The 16883-nt window shown below is 60.6% G+C and carries 18 protein-coding genes and 1 tRNA gene; 13 read left to right on the top strand and 6 right to left on the bottom strand.

Features of this window, described 5'->3' with window-relative positions; all coding sequences use genetic code 11:
- Positions 1 to 50: 50 nt before the first annotated feature.
- The 6 genes from C5748_RS08035 to C5748_RS08060 form a co-directional block, all read right to left on the bottom strand.
- Positions 51 to 767 carry a hypothetical protein gene (locus C5748_RS08035; protein ID WP_146119492.1) on the bottom strand — a complete coding sequence of 239 codons (717 nt, stop codon included), beginning with the start codon at positions 765 to 767 and terminating at the stop codon, positions 51 to 53.
- A gap of 45 nt (positions 768 to 812) precedes the next feature.
- A complete protein-coding gene (locus C5748_RS08040; protein ID WP_105741434.1) occupies positions 813 to 3215 on the bottom strand; it encodes a VirB4 family type IV secretion/conjugal transfer ATPase in 2403 nt (800 codons plus the stop codon).
- Complete coding sequence (locus tag C5748_RS08045) at positions 3212 to 3505, bottom strand: VirB3 family type IV secretion system protein (RefSeq protein WP_105741435.1); 294 nt, start codon at positions 3503 to 3505, stop codon at positions 3212 to 3214. Before C5748_RS08045 ends, C5748_RS08040 begins: the two co-directional genes overlap by 4 nt.
- Positions 3506 to 3817, bottom strand: a complete 312-nt coding sequence (locus C5748_RS28160) for a TrbC/VirB2 family type IV secretion system protein (protein WP_158259826.1) — start codon at positions 3815 to 3817, stop codon at positions 3506 to 3508.
- Positions 3798 to 4502: a lytic transglycosylase domain-containing protein gene (locus C5748_RS08055; RefSeq protein ID WP_105741437.1), complete on the bottom strand. Its 705-nt coding sequence runs from the start codon at positions 4500 to 4502 to the stop codon at positions 3798 to 3800. The genes C5748_RS28160 and C5748_RS08055 overlap by 20 nt, the downstream gene beginning before the upstream one ends.
- Before the next feature lie 401 nt (positions 4503 to 4903).
- Positions 4904 to 4993, bottom strand: a tRNA-Ser gene (locus C5748_RS08060).
- 344 nt (positions 4994 to 5337) lie between these two features.
- On the opposite strand from C5748_RS08060, the gene rplU reads away from it, so the two are divergent.
- The 13 genes from rplU (at position 5338) to C5748_RS08125 (ending at position 16883) form a co-directional block, all read left to right on the top strand.
- Positions 5338 to 5820 (top strand): 50S ribosomal protein L21, encoded by a 483-nt coding sequence (gene rplU, locus C5748_RS08065; protein ID WP_105741438.1) that lies wholly within the window; start codon positions 5338 to 5340, stop codon positions 5818 to 5820.
- 25 nt (positions 5821 to 5845) lie between these two features.
- A complete protein-coding gene (rpmA, locus tag C5748_RS08070; RefSeq protein WP_105741439.1) occupies positions 5846 to 6115 on the top strand; it encodes a 50S ribosomal protein L27 in 270 nt (89 codons plus the stop codon).
- A 122-nt stretch (positions 6116 to 6237) separates the two neighbouring features.
- On the top strand, positions 6238 to 6834 hold the full coding sequence (locus C5748_RS08075) for a GNAT family N-acetyltransferase (RefSeq protein ID WP_105741440.1): 597 nt from the start codon (positions 6238 to 6240) through the stop codon (positions 6832 to 6834).
- A 112-nt stretch (positions 6835 to 6946) separates the two neighbouring features.
- Positions 6947 to 7978 carry a GTPase ObgE gene (obgE, locus tag C5748_RS08080; protein WP_105741441.1) on the top strand — a complete coding sequence of 344 codons (1032 nt, stop codon included), beginning with the start codon at positions 6947 to 6949 and terminating at the stop codon, positions 7976 to 7978.
- A 10-nt stretch (positions 7979 to 7988) separates the two neighbouring features.
- Positions 7989 to 9143 (top strand): glutamate 5-kinase, encoded by a 1155-nt coding sequence (gene proB / locus C5748_RS08085; protein WP_105741677.1) that lies wholly within the window; start codon positions 7989 to 7991, stop codon positions 9141 to 9143.
- A gap of 16 nt (positions 9144 to 9159) precedes the next feature.
- The gene (locus C5748_RS08090; protein WP_105741678.1) at positions 9160 to 10443 is read left to right on the top strand and encodes a glutamate-5-semialdehyde dehydrogenase; all 1284 of its coding nucleotides are present in this window, start codon (positions 9160 to 9162) and stop codon (positions 10441 to 10443) included.
- A gap of 56 nt (positions 10444 to 10499) precedes the next feature.
- Positions 10500 to 11087 (top strand): nicotinate-nucleotide adenylyltransferase, encoded by a 588-nt coding sequence (locus C5748_RS08095; RefSeq protein WP_105741679.1) that lies wholly within the window; start codon positions 10500 to 10502, stop codon positions 11085 to 11087.
- A 71-nt stretch (positions 11088 to 11158) separates the two neighbouring features.
- Positions 11159 to 11629, top strand: coding sequence for a ribosome silencing factor (rsfS, locus tag C5748_RS08100; RefSeq protein WP_199194736.1), 471 nt, complete (start codon positions 11159 to 11161; stop codon positions 11627 to 11629).
- Positions 11630 to 11690: 61 nt separating this feature from the next.
- Positions 11691 to 12173 (top strand): 23S rRNA (pseudouridine(1915)-N(3))-methyltransferase RlmH, encoded by a 483-nt coding sequence (gene rlmH, locus C5748_RS08105; protein ID WP_105741443.1) that lies wholly within the window; start codon positions 11691 to 11693, stop codon positions 12171 to 12173.
- A 305-nt stretch (positions 12174 to 12478) separates the two neighbouring features.
- The gene (locus C5748_RS08110; protein ID WP_105741680.1) at positions 12479 to 13771 is read left to right on the top strand and encodes a murein hydrolase activator EnvC family protein; all 1293 of its coding nucleotides are present in this window, start codon (positions 12479 to 12481) and stop codon (positions 13769 to 13771) included.
- Positions 13761 to 15083, top strand: a complete 1323-nt coding sequence (locus C5748_RS08115; protein WP_105741444.1) for a S41 family peptidase — start codon at positions 13761 to 13763, stop codon at positions 15081 to 15083. Before C5748_RS08110 ends, C5748_RS08115 begins: the two co-directional genes overlap by 11 nt.
- 88 nt (positions 15084 to 15171) lie before the next feature.
- The gene (locus C5748_RS08120) at positions 15172 to 16326 is read left to right on the top strand and encodes a divergent polysaccharide deacetylase family protein (RefSeq protein ID WP_105741445.1); all 1155 of its coding nucleotides are present in this window, start codon (positions 15172 to 15174) and stop codon (positions 16324 to 16326) included.
- A gap of 32 nt (positions 16327 to 16358) precedes the next feature.
- Positions 16359 to 16883: an RNA pyrophosphohydrolase gene (locus tag C5748_RS08125; RefSeq protein WP_105741446.1), complete on the top strand. Its 525-nt coding sequence runs from the start codon at positions 16359 to 16361 to the stop codon at positions 16881 to 16883.

The raw sequence follows: 16883 nt of genomic DNA on the forward strand, positions 1-16883 counted from the left end.
ATGGCAGAATCCATGGGGGGGGGGGGTGGAGGTTTCTCCGGAGAATACTTCTAGTAAAATGGGTTTACAGCTTTGTAGGTAAGCATCTTCGTGGTGTCTTGCCGTCTGATAAGATCATTGCGCATCTGCGCATTTGCCGAAGAAAGCGAATAGTTTTGCAGGCTGGCCAACTGGTTGAGCGTCCTGTTGGTTTCAACCAGCATAAACGTGTTTTGGTCCATGGAGCCTTTGATGTCGTCCGATTTGCCGACCTGCTGGGATGCTTGCTGCATCTCCTGCTCACGGAAAGCAATGTCATTGGATACTACCTCGGCGATCAATATGAGCGTTTCGAGAAGGTCTACGGAACCGGTGTAGACCTTGTTCGCCTTGGCAAGGGCTGAACCCTCCGGCACCGTCAGATCGATGATCTGGTCCCCGGCTCTGAGGCCGTACATGATGCCTTTCGCAGCGTTGATCTGCTGCTTGGTCCATCTCGCGGAGCCCTGCGTAGCTGCTTTGGCCGAGGGTGTCTTTCCCGTCGATTTACCGCTGGATTTCATCTTCGTATCTCTACCTTTTGTGATTCCTTTAAGTATATTTTTGTTGGTTTTCTTGATGTCGTCCGTATTGCTCATAATTGATGTCGTGTCTGTTTTTATTTGTTTTGTATCTCCGTTAATTAACCCAAGAGATGCTTCCGCTGGACCGTCAAAAACGGCAACCTGTGCATTTGCACTTCCGCTTACGAGGAAGGAAAATAATACTGAGCAAAATATCTTGTTCATCAATGTCGTTACTCCTATGAAATAGTGAAAACTATATTGTCCGTATCAGTCGCTTTCTTCCGCCGACCATCCGCAGAAATGGGGCAGCCATGCTGCAGGGTCGTCTCCATATTCGCTGCGCAGCCGCTCGCATTCGCGCACGGTTTCGGCCCGGCCGGACAGGACCTTGATCAGTTCCGGCATTGCCGACAGGTCGAGCTTGGCGACGATGGAATCGCTGGCGTGCTTGACGAGAAACGAGCGGCTCTCCTTGGCGGTGTTCTTGACGAAGCCGTATTCCTTGGCCGTCAGCTTGAAATAGTCGCGGTAGGACCGCGTATCGGCCTTGGCGTTGGGAAAGAAGATATTCGTCGTCGTCTGCTCGATCAGCGTGTTGGCGATGGCCGAATCGACCACGTCTGCGGCCGATTGCGTGCCGAAACCGATGATGCCGTTGAGCTTGCGGATGGTCTTCAACATGTTCTTGATGAACTGTACGAAGACGTCATCGTCGAGCAGCTTCCAGCCTTCATCGAGGAAGATCATCGCGGGGTCGCCGGTCAGCACGTCCTGGATGCGATGGAACATATAGAGCAGCGCCGCCGTGCGGGTCTTCGGGTCGTTGAGGATATCGGTCATGTCGAAACCGATGACCGGCGAGGAAAAATCGAGCGCATCGCGCGTATTGTTGAACAGCCAGCCCTTGGATTTCGGATCGATCCATGGCTCCAGGCGTTGCGACAGATCGTTCATCCCCGGTTTGAGGCGGCCGCGCAGGACCTCGGGCAGCATGGAAAGGACGCGTTCGGTTTTCTCGATCTTGAAAATCTGGTCGACGGCGTTGGAGATCACCCGGATCTCGGCGGCATCGAGCGAGCCGTGATCGGGTTTCAGGAGATATTGCAGCAACTCGTTGACAAAGGTGCGGTTACCAGGCGTATCGTCCAGCTGCAAGGGCGCAAAGCCGGTGGGGTCGCCGGGCCGCAGGATCTCATAGCGTCCGCCGAGCGCGCGCACGAAGATTTCCCCGCCGCGGTCCTTGTCGAAAAAGACGCATCTGGGCCTGGGCTCTATGCGCATGCCCTGCGCCAGCAGGAAGGACAGGGCCACTGTCTTGCCGGAGCCGGTCGGCCCTATGACGGTGAAATTGCCGACATCATCGACATGGAAATTGAAGTGATAGGCTGTCTGGCTGGTCGTCTCAAGAAGCGCGATCGGGCGCTTCCAGTGAAGGCCGTCCTTCTGGCCGGAGGGATAATTATGGCCGGAGAAAAGGCCGGCGAAGTTCATCGAAGAGATCAGCGCCCGGCGTGCGATATAGCTGAAATTGGCTGGTAGCTGCGCCCAGAACGCAGTTTCGGAATTGAGCGCCTCGCGAACGGGCACGATCGACAGCCGCGACAATTCCGACTGCACGTCGGAGATCGCGCGGTTGAGGCCCTGCATCGTCGGCGCCAGCACGCAGACCGACAGATGATGATAGCCGAAGACGACCTCGCCTTGTGCGAGCTTGTCGAGGCCGTCATGGACGGAATCCTCCACCGAGGTGCCGCCCTCGTCCGATCCCATGACCTGATTGCCGATCTTGCGGATCGTCTTCATCGCCGTCACACGGTCCTCGATGGCGAAGGACTGCGTCAGGATGAATTCGTGCGGCAGGCGCAAGAGGCCGTCGAGCCCGCCCGGCGCCGTAAAGGGGGGGTATTCCTTCACCGAGATCATGGCGGCGACCTTGGAGGCGGTCTGGCCGGCATTCTTGATCTCGATGGCGTTGCGGCCGAAAAAGAGCTGCCGCGTCGGCGCCGCTTCGGCGAGGCTCATACGCGGCAGCGGCATCTCGACTTCCGCACCACCGGCGAGAATCTTGGCGATGAATTCCGCCGGCTCGGAAAAGATGGAGCCGCGCCGCTCGATCAGGCCGAGCTTGCGCGCGCCATAGGCACGGAAATCCTGCACCATGCCATCCGCCATGTCATGCAGTTCCTTCAGCGCTTCCTCACGCGTCTCCTCGCCGGCGGAAGAAAGCCTGAACGCGTCGAAGGCCTTGTCGACCCAGCCGATCTTGCCGATCATGGTGCGGCGGACGACCGTCAGATAGACCTCGTTGACGAAGAGGTTCTTGCGGGCGAGTTCGTCCATATAGCGGCGGTTGAGATCGGCCACGAAAACATTGTCGAAATCGCCGTCCAGCTTCGGCTCGACATGGCGGCGGATCACCGTCGCATAGAGCGCGAAGCGCGATGTCGACAGATTGCGAAAGGTGGTGTTCCTGTTGAAGGCGCGGGCATTGATCTCGGCCTGGTCCATGGTCTGGAAGGGCAAGCCGCCCATCTGGACGACGCAGGCGAGGAAGCCGGATTTGGTCACCAGCACGTGATCGTCGACGTGGCGCAGATAGGGGACATGCTCCTTGACGCCCATTTCCCGGGCGCGCTGCCTGCCGAATTTCAGGTCGGCATCGATGCTCATGGCGAATAGCTCCTGGCGCCCCAGAATCGGAGATTTCTGATGGCGCGCTTCGACATGAGAAAGCGTTCCAGAATGTGGAACATGTAGGGATCGCGCTGGCACAGATAGGCAGCGACCCCATGCACCAGAAGTGCCGTAGCAATGGGCAGCAGAAAACTGCCGGAGGCGATGAAGACGATGACGTTGACCATGCCGTTCAGGGCAAAAACTTCATAGCGCACTCCCCATTTCACCGGGGGACGGGTGAGCGCCAGGCTGACCGGCTCCAGGATGGGGAGGTCGTCTTCCATTTAGGATACCGTATCTCTGACGGCGATCACCAGCTTCTCGGCGCCGAAGACCAGCGCGATGCCGATGATGATGGAGCCGGCAAGCTGCCATGAAAGGCGTCCCGTCATGGCCATGAAGCCGAGGAAGCTTACCGCGATGATGGCGAAGGATTTGGCGATACCCCCTTCAAGGGTGCCGATGATCCATGTCAGTACGCTATCGATCGGCGTCGAACCGGTGCTCTGGGCGAAGGAATTGGCTGATTGCAGCAACAGGCCAATGGCCGAAGCGGCGGCGAGCTTGAGCACGAATTTACTCCACTTCGATAACATGACCGTCTTTCCAGGCATCTGTTGTCGCTTCTCCGTTCTGGGAATTGATCGGTTCGGGAATTGTCGGATTTGCCGCAGCGGGCTTTGTCGAAAACTTCCAGCGGTTGAGAACTTTGACGATGTAGTTCTCGGTCTCGCTGAACTCGGGAATTCCGCGCTTCTTGTAGATATTGGCAGGACCGGCATTATAGGCGGCCAGCACAAGCAGGGGATCGCGGAACTCAGCGCCGAGCTGCTTGAGATATCTGATGCCGCCGCGGATATTGGCTTCGATATCGCAGCGGTCAGTGACGCCGAATTCCTTCGCCGTCTGCGGCATGAGCTGCATGATGCCGACCGCGCCCGCCGGCGATGGCTGGCGGATAGTGCCGTAGTGGCTTTCAACCCATGCGACAGCGTCGGCCATGTCAGGGTCGACACCTTCCTCCCGCGCGATGGCGCGCACCGCCTTTTTGACGCTTTCGCCGTCGGCCGGCGGACATCCGGCGTCGGGCCTCAATGCGGCGACGGTCGCGTCTATTGCGGGTCGTGGCAAAGTGGCCGGCACGGCTTCGAATGCGCGGGTGATTCTCCCATTGACATCCAGCGGCGGCGCGACCGCCGCCGAGGCGACCTCCTGCGCATGAGCACTCGGCAGCAGCATCAGACTTCCGGCAAGTATTCCTGAAATCGCGAAATCTCGCATTGCGCCGTCCCGGTTGAAAACGTGCAATGGAAGTACGCGCTGTAATTGATTTGGTCAATTACACATACAACCTAGCCGTTTATTGTGAGGAGGCAATGTAATAGAGGGCCGGTGCTGCATTGCAGCATCTGGTCGTGCGAGATGATTGGCAGTAATCTGAGAAATGTTGTCCAGCTATCTTGCTGGAATGCCATGATGAGGTGCGCAAGGCGTTGAGGTATGATGCTTAGATCAGCCGATCAAAGGGATATAATGCGTATAGCGTGAGGAATCATTTCGTGCGATTGCGATAGCGCGCGCCTCTTTCGTGGCCCTGTGATCAAATGTGATCGCTGGACCGTGCCACCAGTCGGATTCATATAGGGGGATTCTATGTAATATATTGATATTACGGGATTTAATGGCGGAGAGGGAGGGATTTGAACCCCCGATAGAGTTGCCCCTATGCCGCATTTCGAGTGCGGTGCTTTCAACCACTCAGCCACCTCTCCGCGGTGCGGCGGGCATCACGAAACAATTTGCTTCCTAATGTCCGCTCAGGCAGTTTCACGCGACTGCTGAATGTGCGGTGGGCTAGATAGCGGGCATGGGCGCGATATACAAGTGCTATTGTGCGCTGGCCGCAGGGAAATTTCTTGACTCTCCGCCCGTTTCCTTTTTATAAGCGCGCGACTTTAGGCGTGGGAGATTCCGCGCCGATCGTTTTTTAGCGGGTTTCAGGGTTTCCATATCGGAAATCCGATGGCCTTTCCGAATAAACTGTCACGACTGACAAAAAGACAGCCCGTGCGTTTTGCGCATGAGAGCTGGACCGAACGACCCGAAAGGATAAAAAATGTTCGCAGTCATCAAGACGGGTGGCAAGCAGTATCGCGTTGCCGCCAACGACCTCCTGAAGGTCGAAAAAGTTACAGGCGTTGCCGGTGATATCGTCGAGTTCGGCGAAGTGCTGATGGTCGGCGAAGGTGCTTCCGCCACGGTCGGAGTGCCTGTCGTCGAAGGCGCCCTGGTGACGGCTGAGGTCGTCGAGCAGGGCCGTGCCCGCAAGGTCATCGCCTTCAAGAAGCGCCGCCGGCAGAATTCGAAGCGCACCCGCGGCCATCGCCAGGAACTGACGACGGTCCGCATCTCGGAGATCCTCACCGGCGGTGCCAAGCCGTCGAAGAAGGCCGCCGCGAAGCCTGCCGCCAAGGCTGCTAAGCCCGCAGCCGAGAAGGAAGAGGCCGTGACGGCGAAAGCCGCCGAGGCAACCGAAGCCGCACCGAAAGCCAAGGCAGCGCCGAAGAAGGCCGCAGCCAAGGCCAAGTCGGCCGAGTGAACCAAGAGTTTAAAGGAGAACACCGATGGCACATAAGAAAGCTGGCGGTTCGTCGCGCAACGGCCGCGATTCAGAATCCAAGCGCCTTGGCGTGAAGAAGTTCGGCGGCGAGAAGGTTATCGCCGGCAACATCCTCGTGCGTCAACGCGGTACCAAGTGGCACGCCGGCGACAATGTCGGCGTTGGCAAGGACCATACGCTGTTCGCGCTGTCGAACGGTTCGGTTTCCTTCCGCACGAAAACCAACGGACGTACCTTCGTATCGGTAAACCCGATGGCGGAGGCAGCGGAGTAAGCCGGTAGCGCTCCATCCAAGCACCGGCGTCCCATCGGACCCGGTGTCTGGCATCCAAGCCAAAAGATCGAAGGGGAGATGGGACGCCACCATCTCCCCTTTTCGCATCTGGAGGACTGAAAATGGTTGCCGAAATAATGGACGAAGACGAAGAGAGTTCAAGGCGGATCGACTGTCCCGTTCTTGTCACCGAGAGGCTCGTCCTGCGCCCGCCGCACGATGAGGACGTGGATGCAATTGCCGATCTCGCCGACAATATCCGCGTGGCGGAGATGCTTTCACGTATGCCGCATCCCTATACGCGCGCTCATGCGGTCGATTTCGTCAACCGTGCCAAAACGGGCGAAATCGGCAAATGCGTCTATGCCATCACCATGGCGGAGAACGGGGTGTTCATGGGCTGCTGCGGCATCCATTCCCACAAGCACGGCGAGGGGCTGGAGATCGGCTATTGGCTGGGCGAGCCCTTCTGGGGGCGGGGCTATGCCACGGAAGCGGCGCATGCGCTGATCGATCTGGCATTTCGGGCCACGGATATCGAAAGGCTGCATGTCTCCTGCCGGGTGACCAATGCCGCCTCGCGCCGGGTGATCCACAAGAGCGGGTTTCAGTATGCCGGAACGGGCATGATGGATTCGCTTGCCGCCGGAAATGTGCCCACAGAGCGTTACACGCTCGACCGGCGCACCTGGATCGGCCTTCGCAGCTGGCACAAGTAAGGGAGTAGGGGAATAGGGCGGTAGGTGACAATAAAACATACTCCCCTACTCACTTATTCCCTTACTCCCCTCTTTCCTGTAAGGCGTCGGCGAACAAAAAGGTTGCAACACCATGAAATTTCTCGATCAGACAAAGATTTATATCCGCTCCGGCGATGGCGGGGCGGGGGCGGTGTCTTTCCGCCGCGAGAAGTTTCTCGAATTCGGCGGTCCGGATGGCGGCGATGGCGGTCGTGGCGGCGATGTCTGGGCCGAAGTGGTCGACGGGCTGAACACGCTGATCGACTATCGCTATCAGCAGCATTTCAAGGCCAAGACCGGAATACACGGCATGGGCCGCAACATGACCGGCGCCAAGGGTGCCGATGTGGTGCTGAAGGTGCCGGTCGGCACGCAGATCTTCGAGGAAGACAATGAGACGCTGATTTGCGACCTGACCGAGGTCGGCCAGCGTTACCGCATCGCCAAGGGCGGCAATGGCGGGTTCGGCAATCTGCATTTCACCACCTCGACCAACCGGGCGCCGCGCCGGGCCAATCCCGGGCTTGAGGGCGAGGAGCGGACCATCTGGCTGCGGCTGAAGCTGATCGCCGATGCAGGGCTGGTCGGCCTGCCCAATGCCGGCAAATCGACATTCCTGGCGAGTGTGACGGCGGCCAAGCCGAAGATCGCGGGCTATCCTTTCACCACGCTCCATCCCAATCTCGGTGTGGCGCGGATCGATGGGCGCGAATTCGTCATCGCCGATATTCCGGGCCTCATCGAGGGCGCGCATGAGGGCGTGGGCATCGGCGACCGCTTCCTCGGCCATGTCGAGCGGACGCGGGTCCTGCTGCATCTGGTCTCGGCGCAGGAGGAGGATGTCGCCAAGGCATACCGAACGGTGCGCGGCGAATTGGAGGCCTATGGCCATGGGCTTACGACCAAGACCGAGATCGTCGCCTTGTCGCAGATCGATACGCTCGACAAGGATGCACGCAAGGAGAAGCTGGCGGCGCTGAAGAAGGCCTGCGGTCGGACGCCGCTTCTGCTCTCCGCCGTCAGCCGCGAGGGGCTGGAGCAGGCGCTACGGGAGCTTGCCGCGATCATCGAAGCGGCAAGGGCCCTTGAGGCAGGCGACACCGCCGCCGCAGCTGGTGAGTGAGACGGCGATCATGACACTGAAGGCGCTGAAGCACTATCGCCGGATTGTGGTGAAGATCGGCTCGGCGCTGCTGGTCGACCGCGTAAGCGGGCTCAAACGCCAATGGCTGGAAAGCCTTGGACAGGATATAGCGGCGTTTGCTGCTGCCGGCGTCGAGGTTCTCGTGGTTTCCTCGGGCGCCATTGCGCTTGGCCGCACCGTCCTTGCCATGCCGAAAGGCGCGTTGAAGCTCGAGGAAAGCCAGGCGGCGGCGGCCGCTGGCCAGATCGCGCTCGCCAGGGCCTATGCCGACGTACTGGAGCGCAGCAATATCCGCGCAGGGCAGATATTGCTGACGCTTTCCGACACGGAAGAGCGCCGGCGCTATCTCAATGCACGCGCCACGATCGAGACGCTGATAAAGTTCGGGGCTGTTCCGATCATCAATGAAAACGATACGGTGGCGACGACCGAAATCCGCTATGGCGACAATGACCGCTTGGCGGCGCGGGTGGCGACGATGATGGGCGCCGATCTCCTGATCCTGCTCTCTGACATCGACGGGCTCTATAGCGCTCCGCCGCATATGGATTCGAATGCGCGGTTTCTGTCCGTGGTGGAGGCGATCACGCCGGAGATCGAAGCGATGGCGGGCGCCGCGGCTTCCGAGTTTTCGCGCGGCGGCATGAAGACCAAGCTCGATGCGGGCAAGATCGCCAATGCGGCGGGAACGGCGATGATCATCGCCTCTGGAACGCGGCTCAATCCGCTTGCCGCCATCGACGGCGGCGAACGCTCGACGCTGTTCAAGCCAAGCACGGCGCCGGTCAGCGCATGGAAGACGTGGATCTCGGGTAATCTGGAACCGGCGGGCCGTCTCGTGGTGGATGAGGGGGCACTGGCGGCGCTCAGATCAGGCAAGTCGCTTTTGCCGGCGGGTGTCCGCGCAGTGGAGGGAAACTTCCAGCGCGGCGATACCGTCGCGGTCTTAAGCCTCGACGGGCAGGAGGTCGCGCGCGGCCTTGTTGCCTATGACGCGGCTGATGCCGTAAGGATTGCGGGACACAAGAGCAATGAGATTACGGCCATCCTCGGCTATGATGCGCGTGCCGCGATGATCCACCGCAACGATCTTGTGGTGCGTGGAATGAAAATGCGCGACCAACCGCGCATGGCCGAGGGATAGGCGGAAGGGCAGGATGATGCTGACGAAGGCAGAAGTCGGAACGGATATCGCAAGCCTGATGGCCAAGATCGGCGCGAAAGCGCGGGCCGCATCCGGACCACTCGCCGTCGCGTCGGCCGAGCGCAAGCATGCCGCCCTCGTCGGCATGGCGGAAGCGCTGATCCGGCGAAAGGACGAAATCCTTGCCGCCAATGCAATCGACATCACCAATGCCGAGGAAGCGGGGTTGGCGGCGTCATTGCTGGACAGGCTGAAGCTCGATCATGGCCGGATCCGCGCCATGGCCGATGGTGTGCGGGCGATCGCGGAACTGAAGGATCCGGTCGGCGAAATCATCGCCGAATGGGACCGTCCGAACGGATTGCATATCGAGCGCGTGCGCACGCCGCTCGGCATTGTCGGCGTCATCTATGAAAGCCGTCCGAACGTAACCGCCGATGCCGGGGCGCTGTGCCTGAAATCCGGCAATGCGGTGATCCTGCGCGGCGGGTCGGATTCGGCGCAATCGACGGCTGTCATCCATGCGGCGTTGATTGAGGGTTTGAAAGCAGCGGGGCTGCCGGAAGATGCAATCCAGATCGTACCGGTGACGGATCGGGCCGCGGTCGGTGAAATGCTGAAGGGGCTCGGCGGCAATCTCGATGTGATCATCCCGCGCGGCGGAAAGAGCCTGGTGGCGCGTGTCCAGGCGGAAGCGCGCGTGCCTGTCTTCGCGCATCTCGAAGGCCTCTGCCATCTTTACATTGACCGTTCTGCCGATCTCGCCATGGCACGGCGCATCGCCGTGAATGCCAAGATGCGGCGCACAGGGATCTGCGGCGCGGCGGAGACGCTGCTGGTCGATCGTGCCGTCGCTTCGACGCATCTGGTGCCGATCCTTGGAGATTTGCGGGATGCCGGCTGCGAGATCCGTGGCAGCGCGGAGGTCCGGGCCCTGTTCCCCGATGCGAAGCCGGCCAGCGAGGAAGACTGGTCGACCGAATATCTCGATGCGATCATCGCGATAGCGCTGGTCGACGGCATCAGCGGCGCGATCGGGCATATCGACCGGTACTCCTCGCATCATACGGAGGCGATCATCGCGGAGGATGCGAAGATGGTGGAACGCTTCTTCAACGAGATCGATTCCGCTATCCTCCTGCACAATGCCTCGACCCAGTTCGCCGATGGCGGTGAGTTCGGCATGGGCGCGGAGATCGGCATCGCCACCGGCAAGATGCATGCGCGCGGGCCGGTCGGCGTCGAGCAGCTCACCTCGTTCAAATACCGCGTGCGCGGCAACGGCCAGACGCGACCGTGACGCAGAGATTACCGCTGCATCGGCAGTATCCCGGCATAGACCAGGCCTATCTGCGGATGCCGCATGTCGAGAAAGGCATGGCGGTCGGCCTGTTCGGCGGATCGTTCAATCCGCCGCATGCCGGCCATGCGCTGGTGGCGGAAATCTCGCTGCGCCAGCTCGATCTCGATCAGATCTGGTGGATGGTGACCCCAGGCAATCCGCTGAAGGATGCAAGCGAACTTGCGCCGCTGGCAGAGCGCCTGGCGCAAAGCGAGAAAACAGCCAAGGACCCGCGCATCAAGGTGACGGCGTTCGAGGCGGCTTACCATGTGCGCTACACCGCCGATACGCTGACACTGATCAAGGCGCGCAATCCGGGCGTTCATTTCGTCTGGATCATGGGCGCCGACAGCCTGGCGGGTTTCCACCGCTGGCAGCGCTGGCGCCAGATCGCCATGACGTTTCCGATCGCCGTCGTCGACCGGCCGGGCTCGACGCTTGCCTATCTCTCGTCGCGCCTGACGAAGACCTTCTATTATGCCCGCGTCGATGAGGCCGATGCGCCACTTTTGGCACGCTCCCGCGCTCCCGCCTGGACATTCATCCACGGCCCGCGTTCGTCGCTCTCCTCCACTGCGATCCGCAACGGCAAAATCAGATAAGCAGAAAGTAATGTTGATCCGCGATAGGTCTTGAAACCGCCATGGGACTCTGCCTATCTTAAGCAGGTGCGGTGCTTGTATTTGCCGTGCGGCGTTGTTCTTATTGGAAAGGAAAGACACTGAGAACAGCAATTCAGAAGAAGGACGCGTTTGCGCCTTCAACGGCTGGGGTCAGCGGGCTTGCGTCCGTATCCCACGCCCTCGAAATGGTCCTCGCCAGTCTCGAAGACTCCAAGGCGGAATCCATCATCCCCATCGACATTCGTGGAAAATCGGCGCTCGGCGATTACATGGTAATCGCATCGGGCCGTTCGCATCGTCATGTTGCGGCCGTCGCCGATCATCTCTTACGTACCCTCAAGGAAGCCGGATACGGCAATGCCAAGGTCGAGGGGCTGACGAATGGCGACTGGGTTCTGATCGATACCGGCGACATCATCATCCATCTCTTCCGTCCGGAAGTGCGCGAGTTCTACAACATCGAAAAGATGTGGCTCGCGCCCGATCTCGACGGTGAGTTTGAGGCGGAAACCGTTCACTGATACGCCGCCGGCGTTCGCGCCGGCTCCGGATCAGGTTGGCCCGGATCAGGTTGGGAAGGCCATGCGTATCAGTATTTTTGCCGTGGGCCGGATGAAAGCCGGTCCCGAACGGGAATTGGCCGGCCGCTATTTCGACCGTTTCGCCAAGGCGGGGTCTTCGCTCGGCCTGGAATTTTCCGGGGTGGGGGAGGTCGTCGAAAGTCGCGCCGCCACCGCGGACCAGCGCAAGCAGGAGGAAGCGGCGAGACTGTTCGAGGCGCTGGATGCCGGCGCCGGGCTGATCCTGCTCGACGAGCGCGGCAAGATGCTGGGTTCGGAAGATTTTGCGGGCCGGATAGGCCGGCTGCGCGACGATGGACAACGGCAGCTCATTTTGGCGATCGGCGGACCGGACGGACATGATCCGCGCCTGCGCGCCCGCGCCGATTTGGTTCTGGCGCTCGGCGCCATGACATGGCCGCACCAGATCGCCCGCATCCTGGTCGCCGAGCAGCTTTATCGCGCCGCGACGATCCTCTCCGGTCATCCCTATCATCGCGCTTGAGTGCCCGCATTTCAACCGGGTTCCTTGTGCAAGAGTGAAATTCGAACGCAAGAATGACCGGCGTATCTCGGGGGATGGAATATCCGCACGGCGCTTGTCGAGTGATGCGGACCTCCATGCTCGCAAATTGTCGCTGTCCGAGCACTATGGTTGATGCTTCCTTAACGAAACCGGGCATAATGTAATCCACAAACCATGACCGGGCCGTCCATACAGGGCGGCGATGATGACAGATGAATTGCCGTTCGCCGAACCGATTGAAGACCGCTTCCGGGAATCGCGCCTTGCGAAAGAGCGTGACCGGTATGGTATTCTTGTGCGCGGCATGGCTGAGCATCGGTCTTCCAGCCCCGGGGCTGGCACAGGATGCGCCGCTGCAGACGCGGCGCGCCGAAACCGACGGCGAACTGGAGCGGGTCACCGGGGAGCTTTCGCTCTCGCAGGAAAAGCTCGCCAAGCTCGACAGTGAAATCGGTGCGCTGAAGAAGGACCAGGTGACCATCACCGCCGCGCTGATCCAATCCGCCAAGACCGAGAAGAAGCTGGCGCAGGATATAGAGGATATCGGCGAAAAGCTGGTGTCGCTGCGCGAGCAGGAGGATGGGATAAAACTTTCGCTGAAGGAGCGGCGCGGGGTTCTGGCCGAAGTGCTTGCCGCCTTGCAGCGCATGGGACTCAATCCCCCGCCCGCCATTCTGGTGCGGCCAGATGACGCGCTCGCATCGGTTCGCAGCGCCGTACTTCTGGGAGCCGTGGTGCCGGAGATGCGCCAGCAGACCCAGGAACTGATGGGCGATCTGAAGGAGATGAGCCGCATCACCGCCTCGATTACCCAGGAGCAGGCACGGCTTTCCGATACGCGCAACGCACAGATCGAGGAACAGCGCAGGCTTTCGCTGCTTCTGGAGGAAAAGAAGAAACTTCACGTGCAGTCGGAGGGTGAGCTTGCCGCCGAGCGCAAGCATGCGGAAGAATTGGCAAAAAAGGCGACGAGCCTGAAGGACCTGATCGCATCGCTCGATAGTCAGATGGACGCGGTGCGTGAGGCAGCGGAGGCGGCGCGACTGGCTGAAAAGGAGCGGCTGGCCGAAGGGCAGGAGCGGGCCGAGCAGCGCCAGCCTGATGCCAACCGCCTGATGGCGCAGGCCGATTTCGCATCGTTGCGCGGGCGTCTGGTGCTGCCGGCGGCGGGCAGGATCAGCAGAAAATTCGGCGATAAGGACGAAATTACAGGCAGCAGCATGGGAGAAATGCTCGAGACTGCGGCCAATGCCACGATTACGTCACCTTCCGATGGCGTTGTACTTTATGCTGGTGCATTCCGTTCTTACGGACAACTCTTGATCCTGGACGCGGGCAGTGGGTATCATGTCGTACTCGCGGGGATGAAAAGAATCGATGTGACGCAGGGGCAGTTCGTGTTGGCAGGCGAACCGGTAGGCACCATGGGAGAAAAGCTTTTGGCAAATGCCGCTTCTATGGATGTGGGAAATGGCGCGCCTATGCTCTACATAGAGTTTAGAAAAGATGGAAAACCTGTCGATCCGGCCCCGTGGTGGACGGTGCGGCTTTCTGGAAGGACCCAAAATGATACGTAAACTATCGCTTCTTTTCGCTGGCGCCCTTCTGGGAGCGTCGGCGATGGTTGTGGTGCAGGGAGCCCCGGCTTCTTCGGCCAACGCGGCGGGCAGCGACACCTATAAGCAACTCGCAATCTTCGGCGATATCTTCGAACGTGTCCGTGCCCAATATGTCACGCCGCCGGAGGACAAGAAGCTGATCGAAAACGCGATCAACGGCATGTTGACTTCGCTCGATCCGCATTCGTCCTATCTGAACCCCGAGGCCGCGCAGGACATGCGCGTGCAGACGAAGGGCGAGTTCGGCGGTCTCGGCATCGAAGTGACCATGGAAAACGATCTGGTCAAGGTCATCGCGCCGATCGACGATACGCCGGCCTCCAAGGCCGGGGTCCTGGCTGGTGACCTGATCACCCAGATCGACGGAACCGAAGTGCGCGGCATGAGCCTCACCGATGCCGTCGACAAGATGCGCGGTCCGGTGAATACACCGATCGAGCTGACGCTGGTGCGTCAGGGCGCGGACAAGCCGATCAAGCTGAAGATCGTGCGGGATATCGTCAAGGTGCGCGCCGTGCGCTACCGCGTGGAAAACGATATCGGTTATATCAGGGTGATTTCGTTCACCGAGAAGACCTATGACGATCTGCAGAAGGCGATCAAGGACATCCAGTCGAAGATTCCGGCGGACAAGCTGAAGGGCTTTGTGCTCGATATGCGCCTCAATCCGGGGGGGCTCCTCGATCAGGCGGTGGCGGTTTCCGACGCCTTCCTCGACAAGGGCGAGGTCGTCTCGACAAGAGGCCGTGATCCGCAGGATGTTACCCGCTTCGATGCCCGTCCGGGCGATCTGACCAATGGCAAGCCGCTGATCGTTCTGGTCAATGGCGGCTCGGCCAGCGCGTCGGAAATCGTCGCAGGCGCCTTGCAGGATCACCGCCGCGCCACGGTTCTGGGAACCCAGTCCTTCGGCAAGGGTTCGGTCCAGACGATCATCCCGCTCGGCGAGAACGGATCGCTGCGGCTGACCACGGCGCTCTATTACACGCCGTCGGGCAAGTCGATCCAGGGCAAGGGCATCACGCCGGATATCGTCGTCGAACAGCCATTGCCGGATGAGTTCAAGGGGCAGGACGTGACGCGCGGCGAATCGGCGCTGAAAGGCCACATCAAGGGCGTTCAGGAAGACGACAAGGGCTCGGGTTCGCCGGCCTATGTGCCGCCAGATCCCAAGGACGACGTCCAGCTCAACGAAGCTTACAAGCTTCTGCGCGGCGAAATGGCCAATGCGGCCTTCCCGCCCAATCCGAACAAGGGCGTGCCGAACTGATCGCCGTCGGTTTGGACAAATGAGCATCGGAAGCGTGGCTTAATTGCCATGCTTCCATTCAGCCTCAGGGGGCGGTTGGCTGAAGGGCATGTCGGACATCCACAGCCCGCTGGGGCAAAACAAGAAGCAGGACAAGCGCGGGACCGATCGGTCCCGCGCTTTTCGCTGGTTGGGTTCTGTCGGCGCCGTGGCGGTGATCCTCCTCAGCGCCAGCTTTTTTGCCAGCAGCAATAGCGGGTATTTCCGCAAATCCTCGACCATCCAACCGGCTGCGGACGCTGAAATCACCGCGGCAGAGGCGAAAGGGTCCCTTGCCGGTGGTAGCGCCACTGGCGGCAAGGGCTCCCGGTCCGGTCCGGCAATCATCAAGGTGACGCCGGATATGGCGGCGCCGTCCCATATCATCGTCAGCGATCCGTCGAAGTCGGGACAGAATTTGCGCGTGGCGCATCTCCCTGATCCGGAACTGGTCGAGGCTTCGTCGCTTGGGCCACTGCCGATACGCGGCCCCGACGGCCGCCGTCCTCTCGATGTCTATGCAAGCGGATGGTCGGGCGCCCGCGGTGCACGCATCGCCATCGTCGTCGGCGGGCTCGGTCTCTCGCAGACCGGCACGCAGAATGCCATCCGCCAGCTTCCCGATGAGGTGACGCTTGCCTTCGCGCCGCAGGGAAACAGCCTCCAGCGCTGGATGCAGGCCGCACGCCGGCGCGGACATGAGATCCTGATGCAGGTTCCGCTCGAGCCTTTCGACTATCCGCGAGTCGATCCCGGCCGCCACACGCTGACAATCGATGGCGGCGCGCAGAAGAATATCGCGGATCTGCTTTGGACATTGTCGCGCATCACCAATTACACCGGCGTCATGAACTATATGGGCGCTCGGTTCACCGCGGATGCGGAAGCCCTGGCCCCGGTGATGGAGGAGATCAGCCGGCGCGGACTGCTTTATCTCGACGATGGGGGTTCGGCGCGCAGCCGGGCGGAGACGGTGGCATCGAAGCAGGCAACGCCGTTTGCAGCCGCCGATCTGTCGATCGATACGGTGCAGGAGCGCGGCGCCATCCTGAAGAAACTGGACGAGCTGGAACGCATCGCCCGCGCCAAGGGAGCCGCCATTGGAACCGGCTCGGCCTTTGGCGTGACCGTCGAGGCGGTGGCGGCATGGGCGAACGAGGCCAAGGCGCGCGGGATCGAGATCGTGCCGGTTTCCGCGCTTGTCCGCGATCCCGAAAGGGACTAGCACAGGCTTCTGATTTTGTGGCGGAGATTCCAATGGCAAAGAACAAGGATCTCATGGATCCCGAGACGCTGCCTTATCGGCCGTGTGTCGGCATCATGGTATTGAACCGTGACGGCCTTGTCTGGGCCGGGCGGCGCATCGTCATCCCCGGCGACGAGATGGATGGGGCGCTACAGCTCTGGCAGATGCCGCAGGGCGGCATCGACAAGGGCGAAGATGCCGAGGTGGCGGCGCGGCGCGAGCTTTACGAAGAGACCGGCATCCACACGGTTTCCCTTCTCGCCGAGGCGCCGGACTGGATCCATTACGATCTGCCGCCGCATCTGGTCGGCGTGGCGCTGAAGGGAAAATATCGCGGTCAGAAACAGAAATGGTTCGCTTATCGCTTCGAGGGCGAGACAAGCGAGATCGCCATCAATCCGCCGCCGCAAGGGCACACGGCAGAGTTCGACGAATGGGCCTGGAAGCCGATGGCGGAACTGCCCTCGCTGATCGTGCCCTTCAAGCGCGGCCTCTATGAAAAGGTCATTGCGACCTTCCGGCATCTGGCGGGATAG

This window comes from Phyllobacterium phragmitis, assembly GCF_002980495.1.
GTDB classification, from domain to species: domain Bacteria; phylum Pseudomonadota; class Alphaproteobacteria; order Rhizobiales; family Rhizobiaceae; genus Paramesorhizobium; species Paramesorhizobium phragmitis.